Source organism: Pseudoalteromonas arabiensis (genome assembly GCF_001550155.1).
Lineage (GTDB): Bacteria > Pseudomonadota > Gammaproteobacteria > Enterobacterales > Alteromonadaceae > Pseudoalteromonas > Pseudoalteromonas arabiensis.
Genome location: NZ_LRUF01000021.1, coordinates 83,039 through 101,033, shown reverse-complemented (window position 1 = coordinate 101,033; position 17,995 = coordinate 83,039). Strand labels below are relative to the sequence as shown.

The following is a 17,995-nucleotide window of genomic DNA, read 5'->3' as shown; positions in this document are numbered from 1 at the left end:
TAATATTAATTCACTTAATTAAGCGAATTAATATAAAAAGACACGTTACTTTTTAGCTTTGCTGGCCGCTTTTTTCTTCGCGGGAGCTTTCTTTTTGCTCTCTTCTACCCATTTGCCATTTTGGTAGTGTGCTGTCCAGCCTGTGGCTTTACCGTCGACTTCACTCATAACATACTGCTCTTTGTTTTTACGACTGTAACGTACTACAGCAAGGTTACCATCAGGGTCTTGCGTCGGTGCTTCAGCAAGGTAATAAAACTTCTCTGAAATACGATCTTTAAAACGCTTAAGCTCTTCAACTTTTGGCGCACGTGTTTCCCGTGATTTCGGAAAAGTATTTGCAGCTAAGAAAATACCGGATGCTCCGTCCCTTAGGACAAAATAAGCTTCTGACTTTTCACACTCAAGCTCAGGTAAATGAACCGGATCTTCTTTTGGTGGTGCGGCTTCGCCATTTTTAAGTAACTTACGTGTATTCTTACACTCTTCATTACTACAGCCGAAGTATTTACCAAAACGACCTGACTTTAACTGCATGTCTGCACCACATTTATCACATTCGATAATGGGGCCGTCGTAACCTTTAATTTTGAAAGTGCCTTGCTCAACAATATAACCCTTACATGCAGGGTTGTTACCACACACATGCAACTTGCGAGTTTCATCAATTAAGTATGAATCCATCGCCGTTTCACAAATAGGGCAACGCTTCATTTGCATTAATGTTTCTGTTTCAACATCTTCTACATCAGCAGCAATCGCTTCATCACCTGGCACCAAATTCATGGTTGTTGTACAACGTTCTTTCGGTGGTAGGTTGTAACCTGTACAGCCTAAAAACACACCCGTTGATGCGGTACGAATACCCATCTTACGGCCACATGTTGGGCAATCAATATCTGTTTCTACCATCTGGTTTTGGCGCATTCCGCCTTGCTCTTCATCTCCAGAGGCTATTTCTAACTGCTTAGAAAAGTCTGCGTAGAATTTATCAAGCACCTGTGTCCAAACACGTTCGCCTTCAGCAATATCATCTAATCGACCCTCCATTTTAGCGGTGAAGTCGAAATTCATGAGATCTTCAAAGTTCTCTACTAAGCGGTCAGTAACAATCTCTCCCATTTTCTCGGCAAAGAAACGACGGTTTTCAACACGTACGTAACCACGGTCTTGAATCGTTGAGATAATGGATGCGTATGTTGATGGGCGACCAATACCACGCTTTTCAAGTTCTTTAACTAAACTTGCTTCGCTAAAGCGAGCTGGTGGTTTAGTGAAATGCTGTTTAGGATCAAGCTCAACAAGAGTAAGAACTTCACCCTCTTTCACCGCAGGTAAGGATTGATCTTCTTCATTTTTCTTGCGCACAGCAGGCTGAACTTTTGTCCAACCGTCAAAGCGAAGTACACGACCTTTCGCTTTCAATTGATAATCACCAGCAGCCACTGTCAGAGTTGTTAAATCGTACTCTGCAGGCACCATTTGACATGCCACAAATTGACGCCAGATTAACTCGTACAGCTTTTTAGCGTCTGCTTCAACACCATCTAAATGTCCAGACAGCACCGTTACACTTGAAGGACGAATTGCTTCGTGCGCTTCTTGTGCATTGCCCTTTGAGCTATAGCTGATAGGTGCCTTTGGTAAGTATTTATCACCGAATTGCTCTGAAACGTAATCACGACACATTTCAACTGCATCTTTTGACAAGTTAGTTGAATCGGTACGCATATAGGTAATATGACCCGCTTCATAAAGACGCTGTGCCAACATCATGGTCTTCTTAACACCATAACCTAAGCGTGTACTGGCAGCCTGTTGCATGGTTGAAGTAATAAACGGTGCGCTCGGTTTACTCTTACTTGGCTTTTCTTCGACGCTAATGACTTTGTAGTCAGCTTTTTCAAGTTCACTAACAGCAGACATCGCCTGCTCTTCATTAACGGGCTTAAATGCTTTATCAGCGTGTTTTGTAACTTCTAATCGTAATGCTGATTCGGTATTTTTGACATCAGCATGAATATCCCAGAACTCTTCAGGTACGAAGGCTTTGATTTCGCGTTCACGTTCAACCAGTAATCGAACTGCAACAGATTGCACGCGACCAGCTGATAACCCTCGGGCTACTTTCGCCCAAAGTAGTGGCGAAACCATAAAACCAACAACACGGTCTAAGAAACGGCGAGCTTGTTGTGCATACACCATGTCAGTGTTAAGTTCACCCGGTGTTTCGAAAGCTTGTTGAATTGCATTCTTGGTAATTTCGTTAAAAACAACACGCTTGTATTTTTCTGGCTCACCACCAATAATTTGCTCGAGGTGCCACGCAATGGCTTCCCCCTCTCTATCCAAATCGGTTGCGAGATAAATTTGATCAGCGTTCTCTGCCAGTTTTTTTAATTCTTGAACGACCTTTTCTTTGCCTGGTAGCACTTCGTAGTGTGGTTCCCAACCCTTTTCAGGGTCGATTCCCATGCGGGCAACCAAGTTCTTATAATCGCGTTGCTTTTTATAGGCAGCTTTGTCTTCTGGTGACATTTTGCGAACTTCAGCAGGTGTTTTTGTTGCTGCCGTTTTTGCTTTGCCTGAACCTGAAGTCGGTAGATCACGTACATGCCCAACACTGGACTTAACGATAAAATCATTACCTAAGTATTTATTAATTGTTTTAGCCTTTGCTGGAGACTCTACAATTACAAGTGATTTTCCCATAGCTGCCTATTTCTGACCAAGAATTTTAAAGTTTTTTGCTCCTATAAATGTATATCCATCACATTATCTAAATAAGTATGATTTATTAACATTAGAGCACGAATATTTATAGGTATATCTACAAACACCAATTGTTACAAGCTTTTAATCGAAACTTTTCGATATTGACTGAATAATTAAACAATTTTTGTTGCTATTTTAGACAAATTAGCATTTTGCGGTATTTTTATGGGGAATATATAGAACAGCAACAAAAATGCCAACCTTATGGCTGGCATTTTTTAAAAATTATCTTAAAACGAAAGATTATCTGTCATCAAAAATTGCAATTGATTTACTGACAGTTTTGCTTCCACCAAGCTGGTTTTCAAACTCAAACGTTATCGTTAGAACGCCATCTTGATCTTGGTTACCATCCGTTTCTCGCGCAATTCTGACATCCGAATACATAGTTGTATCGCGATTAGTGCTAGGAATCGACTCTTGATGCTGAATAATAGAAAAGTCACCATTATTAGCAGAAATCGAAACGCGTGTGCCTGCAGGTAACGGATTGCCAAATTCATCACTATAATAGATACGAATATTAATACCAGCTAAGCCAATATCGAGCGTTTCAGGATCAGTTTCATTAGGGTCGTTCGCATCAAAGTCTGGATTCGGACGCGCAGCAACAGATAAATCAAGCTCTGCAACATCACACCACTGTGGTGCATCAGAGACTTCAAACTGACCAGCCAAAGAATCTGAACAGTCAGCAGGGACTAAAACTTCAAAAGGCGGTGACACAACATCATCCGATTTTAAAACTGCAAAACGTACATACGGTTCATCACCTGACATGACAAGTTCGATTTGTCGGCGAACCTCTATTAACTCGCGCGTACACTGCCCTGCGTTAAATGCAGCTTCGCTACATAGCAAACCATTGTACTTACCGTCCGCATTGTCGTAAACACCATTGTTGTTAAGATCGCGCCATGTTTCGTTATGCCCACCGCGCGAGTTTTTCTCTGAACATGGGTCTGAATCAGCGTCATAGTCTTCACGATTAGCATCGCTACAATTGGCCTTATCGAAGCTGTTGTTTTCGTTATGGTCGTTGAAAGCTTCTGGTAAATCATATAAAGCGTAATATTCACCAATATCAAACAAACCATTACGACGAGTTACATCAGCTGTCGTTTCTTCATCCTCAAAGTTTTCTTGCCCTTTTGCGACAGCAAGAATACTTGTTCGGCCTCCGCGCACAACCCCTTCAGGATCATTTTTAGCTCGCAATAAAGTACCGATACATGGCGCTGCATTACCAAAGTAAGGATCGCAGTTAATTTCGTTTGTTTTCGGGTTAAAACCCTCTCTCGTTGCAGAGTTGCCGTCGATTTCACCAATGCGATTACCCCATTTATAATCATAAAAAGGTCTTTCACCTTGCGAGCGCCATGTAATTTCGCACAAAGCATTATTGGTGCGACAAACAGCTTCACGATTTTGCGGACCGATAACACCTGACTCTGTGAGTACCGTTGCTTCAACTCCGTCACTATTAAACTGATTAAATTGATCACCAAAATACACGGTTAATGGAATTGTTATACCATTATAGTTAAGTGCGTTAGGGTTAAATACAGTCGGGCTAAGGTCAAAGCTATTTTGATCAGTCACCCCTGAGTACAATGCGAGTTGTGATGAAACAGCATTAATTTGCTCAGCCAGTGGAACTAAATGAAGCGTTCCATCAGGGCAGATTTCGTTACTAGGCTCTGTGCTACAAAGTTCTACTTCATCAGTCCAACATGATAAATCATCGCCTTCTGGTAAAGCGGCAACATCCTCTTTCGATACAAAACATGCTTTAACAACAAGCGGCCCTGGCACAATACCCGATGTTACCGTGGTTTGTACTACACCATTATTATCTGTGTTAGCACTGCGCTGTGTAAGCTTCGCTAAGCCAACTGAGTCAGTTAATTTAAAATCAATACGCTGCTGCGGTGATACAATGCCATCGGCATCAAGTAAGCGAAAACGCACCACAGATTGAGTTGGTAAACCGCCTTCACCCGGAGGAAGTGCAATGACGGGTTCAGATACATCAATAAATTGAATCGATTGCACAGCAGATACCTCAACAGGAATCGTCGTTGAGGCCGTAAAGTTTTTACCGCCTGTTTCAACGGTGATATTTACCACATCATCAATTGAACAACCATTTGCTCTATAAGTAGAACTAGCAATACCCCCAGATGATTTTACTGAAGCATCTATCGTTGAGTCGTTGCTCGCAACGCACGTAGAACTAAACTCTACATCTGTTGGTGTGGTGTATAAGTTTCCTTCTTCATCACGAAGAGTTACTTCTATAACAGTACTCCCCCCTGCTTTTAACGGTATTACGTTACCATTGCCATCAAAGTTTAAGCCGTTATCTACATCCAAAGTAAGATCAGCAATACCAACAGCAAAGTTAATATTCGCTGATTCATCCAAAGACGACACTGAAATAGTTCCTGCTCCGCCAGTATTACCCGGTTGTAATTTAAGCAGTGCAATACCAAAGTTATCTGTTAATGCTCTGCCAGATGAAGGAAGAACTGAACCTAGATCAGTCGTTACATCAACAAGTGCGTTCGCAACGCCATCACCACTTTGCTCGTCCGTGACTGCAACGAATAAATCACCTAGCTCAGCAGAAGAAATAGAATTAGAGACAGTACAACCAGATGCTTGTGAAGTTGGGTCTAACCTAACGTTGTTTCTATTTTCATCCCATGAAGGGTTACAGCCGGTTAGCAATGAAACCGAGACTGAATACTGAGCCAATTCAGTTGATGCATCATCACCATTTGATATAAAACCAGCAACTTGCGTGATTGTTTCACCATTGTCATCCATATAGCTGGCAAGCACTTGTCCAGCCCCTTTTGAATCACCACTGCTCAATGTAACAGACGCTTCACCACTACTGTTTGTTAGAGCCGTACCAAGAACAGGCGTTATTCTGCCTGTAAAATTCGTTGTAAATGAAATTAGTTGACCATTTAGAGGTGTACCTGAGTCAAGTAAGGTTGCCGTTACAGTCCCTTTGTTTTCTTTACTAACAGGGTTGTCGGCTGTGAATTCCAAACCGTTAACATCACGGATTGATAAGCTCAAGGTTACGTTTTCTACAACCCCTGGCTCTACCGTTTCTGAACCATCTAAAGACCCGCCGTCTTTTTCTAGTGAACCACCACCGCCACAAGCGGCTAATAATGAGCTAAAAACTATAATACTCAGCCATCGCATTAAAGGCATCGACCTCTCCCTAGTTAGCTATTTCTATACTTAATTTGTTGTTTACCTAATATTAACCTAAAACCTGAACGAATATCATAATTTTTTTATTCAATTCAGGACGAATTAATTTCAATATTTAGCGATTTTTTCTGTATAAAAATTTACATGCTGGTAGGCTATGGCAAAATTTATAAAAATATAGATTAGGTGTATGTCAAAAGTCCGTTCATTGAGTCTCACATCTCGCATCATGATTGGTATGGTGCTAGGTGTAGTAGTAGGTTTTATTTTTCAGGCAATTTTAGCGGGTGAAGACGATTTCCTTATCCCATTAGGGTTATTCTCTTTGCCTATTAAAGCATTTTTTGTCGATGGTATTTTTCACGTTGGTGGGCAAATATTCATTGCTAGTTTAAAGATGCTCGTTGTGCCTTTAGTATTTGTCTCACTTGTATGTGGTACATGTAGCTTAAGTGACCCTAAAAAGCTTGGCCGCTTAGGTGGAAAATCAATCTTGCTGTATTTATTTACCACTGCTATCGCTATTACTGTCGCAATTACACTGGCATTGATATTTAACCCAGGTGAAGGTATTAACCTACCATCGGATGCTAATTACAGTGCAAAAGAAGCGCCAACACTGGCTCAAGTGATCATTGGCATGTTTCCGACTAACCCTATTGATGCGATGGCCAGTGGCAACATGCTCCAAGTTATTGTATTTGCATTATTATTTGGTATTGCAATGGCTCTTAGTGGGAAAGCAGGAAAACGTGTCGCGAGCGTATTTGAAGACTTAAATACCGTTATCTTGAAACTAGTGACTTTATTAATGAATATTGCACCGTATGGTGTTTTCTTCTTAATGGCGAAACTATTTACCACTATTGATTTGAAACTAATTAAAAGCCTCGCTCTTTACTTTAGTATTGTTGTGTTAGCCCTATTTATCCATGGCTTAGTCAACTACAGTATCCTTCTCAAAGTATTAACGGGCCTTAGCCCTGTAACTTTCTTGAAGAAAATGAAAAATGCATGTTTATTTGCTTTCAGTACCTCAAGTTCAAGTGCGACAATGCCTATCACTTTAGAGACAGCGAATAAAAAACTAGGCGCACATAACTCAGTTGCATCTTTCACAATCCCATTAGGTGCAACCATCAACATGGATGGTACGGCTATCATGCAAGGTGTTGCGACTGTGTTCATCTCTCAAGTTTTCGCTGTCGACTTATCTATTTCTGATTACTTAATGGTTATTCTAACGGCAACACTTGCGTCAGTGGGCACTGCAGGTGTACCAGGCGTTGGTTTGATTATGTTAGCCATGGTATTAAACCAAGTTGGACTTCCTGTTGAAGGGATTGCAATCATTATTGGTGTGGACCGTTTACTTGATATGACACGCACCGCGGTTAACGTGACAGGTGACTGTATGGTGACATGTGTTGTTGCAAAGTCTGAAGGGCAATTAGACGAAGATGTATTTAATGACCCTGATGCGGCTAAAGACTTAGAAGATTATCATAAGTCTATAAACTAGATTCACCATTGAAAAACCCGCATATTAATGCGGGTTTTTTATCGTTTTTCGTTAAGGGTTCATTCCTTTAAAACGCGATACTAAATTAACTCCAGCCTTACTGATACTTGTACTCAAACCGATCGCCAGCTTATCACTTAAGTTCTTTTTGATTGTGTATTTCACTTTGTAAATCTGACGCTCACTCGCCTGACTTAAGAGGATATCATCACTGGTATCTATTCTATCAACAAGCCCTTTATCAAAGGCTTGAGTAGCAAACCAATGTTCGCCTGTTGCAACTGTATCTATGTCAAGTGAAGGTCGTTGCTCGCTAACAAAAGTTTTGAATAAGCCATGAGTTTGCTCTATTTCCTCTTTAAACTTTTCGCGCCCTTTATCTGTGTTTTCGCCAAATAATGTTAGTGTGCGCTTATATTCACCCGCAGTAATTTGTTCGAACTCAACATCATTCTTTTTCAGTATTTTATTAAAGTTAGGAATTTGAGCTATCACTCCAATAGAGCCAACAATAGCAAAAGGAGCTGCAACAATTTCATTCGCCACACATGCCATCATATAACCACCACTGGCAGCAACTTTATCTATGGCAATCGTTAGGTGAATTCCTGCATTACGAAGGCGTTGTAATTGCGACGCAGCCAAGCCATAACCATGAACAACCCCACCACCGCTTTCTAAGCGAACGAGTACTTTATCTTTTTCTTTGTCAGCAATAGTAAGAATTGCTGTAATTTCTTCACGTAAGCTGTCTACCTCATGGGCATCAACACTGCCATTGAAGTCGATGACATACAGCCGAGCTTTTTTCTCATCACTTGAGGTTTTTTTGCTCTTCGCTTTTTGCTGTTTTAAATGCGCTTTGAGCTCCTTTTTTGAAAGAGTGTTCTCAATAAAGCTCTGTTTTAGATCTTCAAGCTGCTCACTCAAGTCATCTATTTGTATTTCGCCCTTTTTCGATTTTGGCTTTGCTGCTGCGCCAACTGCAATTGCGACAATGATTGCTATGGCAATAACAAAGGTGATGGTTTTGGCGAAAAACAGCCCATATTCGTATAAAAATTCCAAACAAATTCTCCACTTAATGTTAGTTCGCCACAATTTAACATGCTTTTTCATAAAAAAAAGCCACATGATGTGGCTTTTTACTTAATTGGTTAATTTAGTTTTTAGTCAGTGACTACATCGGTATTAGTGACTTGTAAGTACTGACCACGGCTCGCTAAGAAAGTGGCTATTTGCAATTGCATTTCAGACGTTGCAGCTGCACTTTCCTGTGCAGTAGCGCCTGAATCAGGCGTAGCCACAGGCGTTAATACCGAACTGTGATGACCCTTAGTAAATTTCACAACATAGCTCATAGGCTCCGCTGTTGGCCCCTGAGATTGAGCCACTGTTGCTAAGCCCATCAAGTTAGCAAGTGGTAAACTGCCTGCGATAGGGTTAGAAGCTACCATAGGTGGAATAACTTGGTCAGGTTTATTGTTAGCGCCATCACCAACAACGACACTCATATATGTTGGCGTGCCAAGTGCCGCAACTGATGCTGCGTAATTAGTAGGATCACCACTATCAAGGGCTGTCTGTGCCGCAAAAGCAAACTGTGTTACTACCCCTTGAATATTTGCTAGTTTTACTGTTTCCCCTGCCATTGTTAACGAGCCAATGTACTCTTTGTAACCACAACTGACATAAGCGGTTTGATCTGCTGCTAGCGTGCCACAGTTAGACACAGCTTCATTTTGTAAGTACGAGCTAAATTCTGCAGACTCACTAATGCCAGCAGCAAGTAACACCGAACCTTGCACGAATGGGCCAAACGTTGCCGAATCAATTAAGAAACTTGCAATACCACCACCGCCACTGGCAAGTGCAACACTCTTCACATTGAAAAGTGGGTCAACCTGAGGATCAAGAGGATTATTCGTCACTGCAACAAAAGCAGGCGCAACAACTGAACCTAGTGAATGTCCTACGAATGACACATCTTGAGTGTTTAAATCAGTCGCACCAGAAAAGTTTAAACCTAAGCGTAAACCCAATAAATCAGCAACTGATTGACGTAAGCTGTCACGTGCTACAAGTAAAGACTGCAAATTCATGTAACTGAGTACGGAACCCGTTGATGCGTTGAAGTCGTCAACACCATCTCCATTTACATCAACACCACGCTCACCATGCATTGGATGGTCGATAGCAGCCGTTGCAAAACCTTGGATAGAAAGCTGAGCAGTGATTGCTAACATATCTTCTTTCTTAGACGTAATACCGTGCTGAAGAATCACTACCGGCCAGCCACCTTCAGGCATTACCAAAGCATCTAGACCAATTTGGCTTCGAACAAAGTTAATGACGGGTAAAATAGGCTTAGTAATTTGCACCGGTACATTCGCAATGCTTTGCGTTTTAGGGATTGTATTGTATTTAGTTAAGTGCTTAGTTTGGTCAAGGCCTAGGTCACGTAACTTACCGCCACTGAGCGCCATACATAATGCATCATTTTCACTAATTGGATCTGTCGGGAACGATGCACCTGCTGAAGAGGCGTAACCAAGTACCGCTACACCGCTGTCACACATACCTTGCCAGTATGTCGCAGCTAAATCACTTACCTCAGTGCCTGTTGGTGTTGCAAGGTACATAGGTAGCATTACACTGCCTTTTTGATACTGAACCCCAGCAAAAGCAGGTGACAAACCTGTTACCCCTTGTGACGCAAATACTTGTTCGACAGTAATTACCGGTTGCTCAGGAATTTGTACCGTTGGTCTTGGTAAAGCCGCTTGCGTTAAACTTGCTGCTAGTAATTGTTTGACTGTGCCAAGTACTTGACCTGCCGACTGCATGGTCATAGCCGCACTAAAAATGATTTCATCTTTAGAAATTGCACCACCTGATGTTACAGCGTTTTCATAACTATTGATGACCGCTTGTAACGATTTTTGTGCGTCTGTAATAAGGGTTGTTTCTTCACTAACCAACGCATAAGTAGATGATGGCTCGATTGAGCGACCTTCTGAGTCCATTAGCGAGGTTGTTAAAACATTGATATAACTACTACCTGCTTTAAACGGTTTCAATGGTATAACAGCAACAGCATCACCAGAGCCTTGGGTAATAAAATCGACACCAAATGTGAGCTCTGATACTAATTTACAGGCAATACCTGCAGGTACTTGTGAGCATGCTTCATCCGTTTGGCTGGCTCCCATGACGACTTCAAAAATACGCACTGCGCCTGGTGAGGCAGCAGATGTAGCATCTAAGCTAACACCCGCAGGAAAAGTAAGATCGATTTTAAACGGAGTTTGTGTAGACCAACCATCTAGTGCACCTAATGCTAACTGCGGATCGGCATAGGCAGCACGCTCTACGCTCACATTATTCTCATCAAGTTCACCAGGAATATTAAGCGTGCCATCAAGTGTGCCACTCATGAGTAAATCGTTGGGTACAGAGATAACACCATTAGCAGGATCAAACTTAACTGTCGCGGTTGGCACAATGGGGGGGTTGTCATTTTTTACATCTTCTAATGTTTCTCCTCCACCGCAACCTGTAATGGCTGTTGCAACGGCCAGTGAAAGTAGCATTTTTTTCATAATATCGCTCCGCGAAAATCTTATTGTTATTGTGTGTTCATATTTAAAAGTAGCTAAAAAGATACCTTTAGTTAAGTTAATTTAATGTAATTAGGTTATTAATAAGACATTAGACCAGTTAAAGTTAACGTAAAGTTTTAATTTTCGCCACCTTAATTTACAATAAATTCGATAACTTGGCTTTTTGCTATGGTAAAATATGGAAAAATTTAACCGATGGTACTTTTATGCACAATTACAAAGCCGCAGAAAACGCGCTAAAAGACAAAGTTATTTTAATTACTGGTGCTGGTGATGGCATTGGTCGCGTAGCAGCCTTAACCTATGCAAAACATGGTGCTACGATCATTTTGCTTGGTAAAACAACCAGCAAACTAGAAGCTGTTTACGATGAAATCGTTAATGCAGGCGGCCCTCAGCCAGCGATTGTTCCAATGGATCTTAAAGGTGCTACAAAACAAAACTATCGTGACCTTGCTGCAACAATCGAACAGCAATTCGGCAAACTTGATGGCTTAGTAAACAATGCAGGTATTCTAGGTTCGCTTGGTCCGCTTGAGCACTTCTGCGTGTCAACATTTGAAAACATCATGAAGGTTAATGTTACCGCACAGGCACTTATCACTAAGTACATGTTCCCTATTTTAAGAAAATCACCTAGCGCATCGGTTATTTTTACCTCTTCAGGTGTAGGTCGCCAAGGTCGCGAATTTTGGGGTGCGTATGCTATTTCAAAGTTTGCAGTAGAAGGCATGATGCAAACATGGGCTTGTGAAGTAGAAAAAACAAATATCCGCATTAACTGCATTAACCCTGGCGCGACGCGTACGTCTATGCGTGCATCAGCCTATCCAGGAGAAGATAAAGATAAGTTAGCAACCCCTGAGGATCTTATGCCTACTTACCTTTATCTAATGAGTGATGACTCAAAAGATATCAATGGTCAATCTTTAGATGCGCAACAAAAATAACTTTTGTGCTGTTGACGAATGATTAACCAATAAAAAACCTTACTCTCGAGTAAGGTTTTTTATTTTCTAGTATCTAACGACGCTTAGGCTGCTTAACGCGTTGATTATGCTTTTTAACAGCTTTACGAATTTGGTTTATCTTGGCCCGTTTTTCTTTACGCTTTTCAGGTATAACTGATAATTTTGTTTGCGTTTCACGACCCAATTGAACAGTTTTACGCAAATAGTTAACTGTATCCAAATCAAGCTCTGCCCACCCACCTTGAGGCAAGCGTTTATCTAGCTCTAACTTACCGTAACGAATACGAATAAGACGAGATACTTCCACATCTTGTGATTGCCATAAACGACGAACTTCGCGGTTGCGTCCCTCGGTTAAGGTAACATTAAACCAACGATTTATTCCTTCACCACCTAATGGTTTAATATTTAAAAATTTCGCAGGTCCATCATCCAGTTCAACCCCTTTGGTTAAGTTACGTAAGGTCTCATTCGTTACTTCACCAAATACCCGTGCAGAATATTCGCGCTCTACTTCATAGCTGGGATGCATAAGGCGATTAGCAAGCTCACCATCATTGGTAAACAACATTAATCCAGCGGTATTAATATCCAGTCGACCTACAGCAATCCAACGCTCACCATCTACTTTAGGGAGACGATCGAACACAGTACGGCGACCTTCAGGATCTTTGCGAGTACATAACTCGCCTTCTGGCTTGTTATACATAAGCACACGACAAATCCGGTCAGCTTTATCTTCAACTTTTACTACATGTCCATCAACACGAATTACATCAGTTGCTTCAACACGATCGCCCAAACGAGCCACTTTGCCATTGACACTTACTCGATTTGCATCGATGTATTTTTCCATCTCACGACGTGAGCCCACACCAGCACGGGCCAATACTTTTTGTAACTTTTCAGTTTCTACATTACTCATTCAGATAGTTCTCTCACAGAAGGATCGCTCAAAAGCTGGTTAATTTTACTTTCCTGTAATTCAGGTAAGGGTGGTAATTCATCTAAACCAGCTAATGAAAAATAGTCTAAGAAAGCGGATGTTGTAGCATACAAAGCCGGACGTCCTGGTACCTCTTTGTGGCCTACAACCCTTATCCACTCTCTTTCTAATAAGGTTTTAATAATCCCTGAGCCGACAGTAACCCCTCGTACTTGTTCGATTTCACCACGCGTAATGGGTTGCCTGTAGGCAATCAAAGATAATGTTTCTAATAGTGCTCTTGAGTATTTAGGTGCGCGCTCTTGCCAAAGATTTGCAAGCCATGGTGCTAAGCTTGCGCAGGCCTGAAATCGATAACCGCTGCCAACTTCAACCAATTTTATGCCGCGTGTTTGATAATGTGTTTGAATGTTTTCAATTGCATTATTAATGCGTGCCATAGAAACGCTTAAATCAGCCAATACTGTCTCTTTTAAATGACGTTTAGATAAAGGTTTACCTGCTACAAAAATCGCGGCTTCTATGATTTCGACTAACTGTTCATCACTAATACGTTTTGCGGCCATGGGTTACTATAGGTCATTTAAATCACTAACGCTCTATTATGACAGAAGTCTTGCTAGGTTGGAAAAATTATTACAAAAAAAGCCAGTGTAATACACTGGCTCCAAACAATGTTTATATTTGAGCTAAATTACGAGCTTTTTTTAACCATGTCTAATGCGTCATCTTCAGCAACATCACTACCATGTTCAGTGATGTAGCTAATAAACTCATTACGGCTTACGCGCTTGTCCTTATTAGTATCCATATACCCAAAATGGTTGGCAATATCGTCATCATCAGCCTCTTCAACCGAGATATAACCATTTTTATCGTTATCTAAGGATTTAAAATCATTTTCGATAGGATCAAATTGAGCTATTTCAGCTTTAAACGCCGACTCAGAGACTTCGCTATCTTCCGCAACTTTACCCGTATTAAGCTGCATGTAAGCATTAAACTCACTTCGGCTGATTTGTTCATCCATATTAGTATCGATATTTGAAAAATGCGCCCAAATTGCATCATCATCTGCTTCTGTTTTAGAGATGTAACCATCGTTATCATTATCTAAACTGCCAAAATCGCTGTCTATTTTTGCTAAAGAGTTGCTTGCAGAGCATGCTGAAAGACTAAGAGCCGCTAAAATTGTTGATGCTAGAGTTAACTTGTTCATAAGACATTTCCTTGTAGTCGATTAGATTCGCTTGGACTAATACAAGTTGAATGCCAAAACACCTTACAGCCTAAAATCAAGCACTTAGAAAGCAGTTAAGTTGTGGTTAAGACTATGATTTAGCAAGCTTTTCATACTTACTGTAATTTTTTCATAAAAAAAGCGCTCCAAAGAGCGCTTTTTACAAATAAGTTTAGCATACCGATTAAATAGCCGCGTTTTGGTAACGCTTAACGAACTCTGTTACTGCTTCACCGTTACATTTTAAGGTATTTAAGTTACCAATTTTTTCACGTACAGGTGTCAAACCTTGCTTAAGTGCTGTGATGCAAAGTTGCGTTTCTTTTTGCTCATTTTTAGCAAAAACTTCAACTGATACTTTCGAAGTCGCTTTTTGTAACTCTGCTTTTTTAGCAATGTCACGAATGTCGACACCATTACACTCAATACTTTTAGAAAAACGCGACATCGCAATACCATGCTTTGTCGCTTCTTTACGTGCAGCGGTAAACCCTTCGTTTGCACTCAGACTACATAACTTAGATTCAATACGATTATCAGCTGAGAAATACTGTGGATTGCTTGCCAATGAGCCAAATGAGATACATGCAAGAGAAAGCATCACTAATTGTTTTTTCATGGTTTACCTTTTAAGTGTACATAATTTGAACGGTTAATCTGCGCGCATTATATAAACAAAAAAGAACAAATCAATTAAATATATTATTTAATATTTTAATTAATATCGAGTTAACAATGCGTTTAACTAAACCCTCAATTGATCAACATTTAAACAGCGCATTTTTCTTTCTTTGCTCATGAATAGCGCCACATTTGATGGTAGAATTACGTTACTTCCTTTAAAGAAAAATAAACTAAGGTGCATGATGAAGGTTATCTCGTTCAACATAAATGGACTTCGCGCTCGCTTACATCAACTACAAGCGGTGATAGATAAACATCAACCAGATATCATTGGCTTACAAGAAATCAAAGTTCATGATGAAGCTTTCCCACTCGAAGACGTGCAAAAAATGGGTTATCACGTTTATTTTCACGGTCAAAAAGCCCATTACGGCGTGGCAATGTTATGTAAACAAGAACCTAAATCGGTAGTGAAAGGCTTTGCAACTGATACAGACGAGTCGCAACGTCGTATGATCAGCGTGACTGTAACCCAACAGAATGGCCGTGACTTAACTGTTATGAACGGTTACTTTCCACAGGGCGATAATATTGCTCACGAAATTAAATTCCCTTACAAACGTCAGTTCTATAAAGATTTAATGACCCACTTAGAAGTCAATCACACGCCTGAGGAAGATGTTATTGTGATGGGCGACATTAATATTTCACCTACTGATCTCGACATTGGTATTGGTGAACCAAACCGCAAACGCTGGTTAAAGACTGGTAAGTGCTCTTTTCAACCAGAAGAGCGTGAATGGTTAAGTACATTATTAAACTGGGGCTTTAAAGATACCTTCCGTGAACTTTACCCTGAAAAAGTTGAACAATACTCGTGGTTTGATTACCGCTCAAAAGGTTTTGATGACAACCGAGGCCTACGTATCGATGTAATTTTAGCAACTCCAGCCCTTGCTGAGCGTTGTGTTGAGTCTGGTATCGATTACGAATTACGTGGTATCGAAAAACCTTCTGATCATGCGCCAATATGGTCAACATTTAACGCATGATAGACACTATGCAATGGCAGCTCCCTTTATGGAGCTGTGTGGCTTTAATACTTTGGCTAAGTTTTGATAAACAAAGCGCATCGCAATTATTGGCAACGCCAATAAGACAAGTTGGTGTGCTCGCCTGTGCTTTGGTACTTGCAGTACTGTGGCGCATTAAAGCGGGGATATTGCCAGGCCTTGAATTGCATATTTTAGGGGTTACTGCTGTGACCCTGATTTTAGGTTGGCGATTAGCCATTTTTGCAAGTGCCCTTGCAAGTTTACTGTTGGTACTAGTTGCTCAGTTGCCTATGGGTTTATTGCCGGTGCATTTACTGTTTACTGCTTTTTTACCAATTACGTTGAGCTATTTGTGTTTTGTGCTTTGTTATACCTACTTACCAAGACATTTTTTTATTTATATCTTTTTATGCGCGTTTTTAACCGCCGCTGTTATCGCCTGTATTAAAATACTTACCAGCGGTGTGTTTTATTACTTGCTTGGTGATTACAGTTTTATTGAGATTTCAGAAAACTACCTCATTCTATGTGCGATAATTTGGTTTCCTGAAGCAATGCTCAATGGTATGGCTATTACCTTAATGATCACCTATCGCCCTCACTGGGTTAAAACCTTTTATGATAAGGACTATTTAGACTCATGAGTCTTCACTATCACTGCCCGCTTTGCAAACTTGAGCTTACACTCACGGATAAAACATACCGTTGTGACAATAACCACAGCTTTGATATCGCCAAAGAGGGTTATGTCAATTTACTTCCCGTGCAAAATAAAAAGTCGAAACAACCGGGCGATAACCTTGAAATGGTGCAAGCGCGACGCGAGTTTTTAAATGCGGGGCATTATGGTTTTTTACAGCAAGCTTTAGCTGAACTCGTGGCATCACTGACACCAAATTCAGTGATTGATTTAGGCTGTGGTGAAGGCTTCTATACCCAAGCAATTGCAGCGCAATCGAGTGCCGAAGTGTATGGTGTTGATATTTCGAAGCCCGCCGTAAAATACGCCGCTAAGTGGTATGAAAGTGCGCATTTTAGTGTCGCGTCGATTAGCCAAGCCCCTTTTGCAGATGCCAAAGCAGACGTGCTTGTTAGTGTGTTTGCCCCTTTATTTGCACAAGAACTTGCCCGCCTTGCCAAACCGCAAGCAAGCTTAATTGTTGCAAGCCCTGGCCCTTGGCACCTTAAAGAATTAAAAGCATTTATTTATGCTGATGTAAAACCACATACAGAGATAGAACCACCAGCTGGCTTCAGCAAAGAATCGACAACATTATTAGAGCAACAGGTGCTGTTGTCTGTCGAAGAGATTAAACATTTAATTATGATGACGCCGTTTGCCTGGAAATTTCGCCCAGAGCATTGGCAGCAAATAGAGCAACAAGGCCCACAAAAAATAACGTTATCTTTTTATGTGAGCCAGTTTATTCGCGATTAGAAATGTTCTTTTGTGAAGGCTTTATCCATTTTTTCGAACATATCTTTTAATAGTTGAGCTAAATCTGAATAGCGTGGTTTTTCAGTCGTTAATTGTGACTGATAACCATGTGCTTTCATTTTACTGTGCAGCTCGGTGTACCAACTTAGCATCGCTGGCTCTAATCGGGTTTCTGCACGGCGGCCTAGCCACAATAAACCTTGAAACGGTAGTGACAAAAAGAATAGCGCGATAGTAATTGCTTGCGGGAAATAATCACTACCTAAATAGTTAACTTGCATAAAAACAGTCAGCATAGCCAAAATTGGCATCACTGTAATTGCCAGATCTGTGGCTTTGATCACTCTAAATTCAGCAAACATGGGGGCGAGCTCTTGTCGCATTGGCCATTTTTTAGCGTATTGACGACCTGTTTGCACTTGTGACATGACACTCTTTTGCATCATCACTCCTAGGGTTTTCATCTTGTTTCACAACCGAGTGTAACACACTCCCGGATACAATCCCTGCAAAACCTGTCCTAGTTTTAATACCAAATTGATGTTAATCGGACTAACGTTTAAA

Annotated in this window: 14 protein-coding genes; 5 read left to right on the top strand and 9 right to left on the bottom strand. The window is 40.9% G+C overall.

Going from position 1 to position 17,995, the window contains the following annotated elements:
- Positions 1 to 45: 45 nt before the first annotated feature.
- Both topA and PAARA_RS10100 read right to left on the bottom strand, forming a co-directional pair.
- The gene (gene topA / locus PAARA_RS10105; RefSeq protein ID WP_062568917.1) at positions 46 to 2,712 is read right to left on the bottom strand and encodes a type I DNA topoisomerase; all 2,667 of its coding nucleotides are present in this window, start codon (positions 2,710 to 2,712) and stop codon (positions 46 to 48) included.
- Between the two features lie 306 nt (positions 2,713 to 3,018).
- The gene (locus PAARA_RS10100; RefSeq protein WP_062568916.1) at positions 3,019 to 6,009 is read right to left on the bottom strand and encodes an Ig-like domain-containing protein; all 2,991 of its coding nucleotides are present in this window, start codon (positions 6,007 to 6,009) and stop codon (positions 3,019 to 3,021) included.
- Positions 6,010 to 6,202: 193 nt separating this feature from the next.
- Between PAARA_RS10100 and PAARA_RS10095 the strand changes: the two genes are divergently transcribed.
- Positions 6,203 to 7,534, top strand: a complete 1,332-nt coding sequence (locus PAARA_RS10095) for a dicarboxylate/amino acid:cation symporter (RefSeq protein WP_062568915.1) — start codon at positions 6,203 to 6,205, stop codon at positions 7,532 to 7,534.
- 51 nt (positions 7,535 to 7,585) lie between these two features.
- On the opposite strand, the gene sohB is transcribed toward PAARA_RS10095, so the two are convergent.
- Both sohB and PAARA_RS10085 read right to left on the bottom strand, forming a co-directional pair.
- Positions 7,586 to 8,602 (bottom strand): protease SohB, encoded by a 1,017-nt coding sequence (sohB, locus tag PAARA_RS10090; RefSeq protein ID WP_062569396.1) that lies wholly within the window; start codon positions 8,600 to 8,602, stop codon positions 7,586 to 7,588.
- 101 nt (positions 8,603 to 8,703) lie between these two features.
- Positions 8,704 to 11,136: a VolA/Pla-1 family phospholipase gene (locus PAARA_RS10085; RefSeq protein ID WP_062568914.1), complete on the bottom strand. Its 2,433-nt coding sequence runs from the start codon at positions 11,134 to 11,136 to the stop codon at positions 8,704 to 8,706.
- Positions 11,137 to 11,363: 227 nt separating this feature from the next.
- Between PAARA_RS10085 and PAARA_RS10080 the strand changes: the two genes are divergently transcribed.
- Positions 11,364 to 12,107: a YciK family oxidoreductase gene (locus PAARA_RS10080; protein WP_062568913.1), complete on the top strand. Its 744-nt coding sequence runs from the start codon at positions 11,364 to 11,366 to the stop codon at positions 12,105 to 12,107.
- 73 nt (positions 12,108 to 12,180) lie between these two features.
- On the opposite strand, the gene rluB is transcribed toward PAARA_RS10080, so the two are convergent.
- The 4 genes from rluB to PAARA_RS10060 form a co-directional block, all read right to left on the bottom strand.
- Positions 12,181 to 13,053, bottom strand: coding sequence for a 23S rRNA pseudouridine(2605) synthase RluB (gene rluB / locus PAARA_RS10075; protein WP_062568912.1), 873 nt, complete (start codon positions 13,051 to 13,053; stop codon positions 12,181 to 12,183).
- Positions 13,050 to 13,640: an SMC-Scp complex subunit ScpB gene (scpB, locus tag PAARA_RS10070; RefSeq protein ID WP_062568911.1), complete on the bottom strand. Its 591-nt coding sequence runs from the start codon at positions 13,638 to 13,640 to the stop codon at positions 13,050 to 13,052. The genes rluB and scpB overlap by 4 nt, the downstream gene beginning before the upstream one ends.
- 128 nt (positions 13,641 to 13,768) lie before the next feature.
- Positions 13,769 to 14,293 (bottom strand): EF-hand domain-containing protein, encoded by a 525-nt coding sequence (locus PAARA_RS10065; RefSeq protein WP_062568910.1) that lies wholly within the window; start codon positions 14,291 to 14,293, stop codon positions 13,769 to 13,771.
- A 205-nt stretch (positions 14,294 to 14,498) separates the two neighbouring features.
- Positions 14,499 to 14,933 (bottom strand): hypothetical protein, encoded by a 435-nt coding sequence (locus tag PAARA_RS10060; RefSeq protein ID WP_062568909.1) that lies wholly within the window; start codon positions 14,931 to 14,933, stop codon positions 14,499 to 14,501.
- A 247-nt stretch (positions 14,934 to 15,180) separates the two neighbouring features.
- Here PAARA_RS10060 and xthA point away from each other — a divergent pair, with 247 nt between their 5' ends.
- From xthA to PAARA_RS10045, 3 genes are read left to right on the top strand one after another with little or no spacing between them, the layout of a single operon-like run.
- Positions 15,181 to 15,990, top strand: coding sequence for an exodeoxyribonuclease III (xthA, locus tag PAARA_RS10055; protein ID WP_062568908.1), 810 nt, complete (start codon positions 15,181 to 15,183; stop codon positions 15,988 to 15,990).
- The gene (locus PAARA_RS10050; RefSeq protein ID WP_062568907.1) at positions 15,987 to 16,637 is read left to right on the top strand and encodes an energy-coupling factor ABC transporter permease; all 651 of its coding nucleotides are present in this window, start codon (positions 15,987 to 15,989) and stop codon (positions 16,635 to 16,637) included. Before xthA ends, PAARA_RS10050 begins: the two co-directional genes overlap by 4 nt.
- Positions 16,634 to 17,431 (top strand): putative RNA methyltransferase, encoded by a 798-nt coding sequence (locus PAARA_RS10045; RefSeq protein WP_062568906.1) that lies wholly within the window; start codon positions 16,634 to 16,636, stop codon positions 17,429 to 17,431. The genes PAARA_RS10050 and PAARA_RS10045 overlap by 4 nt, the downstream gene beginning before the upstream one ends.
- Here PAARA_RS10045 and yfbV read toward each other — a convergent pair.
- Positions 17,428 to 17,874 (bottom strand): terminus macrodomain insulation protein YfbV, encoded by a 447-nt coding sequence (gene yfbV / locus PAARA_RS10040; protein WP_062568905.1) that lies wholly within the window; start codon positions 17,872 to 17,874, stop codon positions 17,428 to 17,430. The genes PAARA_RS10045 and yfbV overlap by 4 nt on opposite strands.
- Positions 17,875 to 17,995 lie beyond the last annotated feature (121 nt).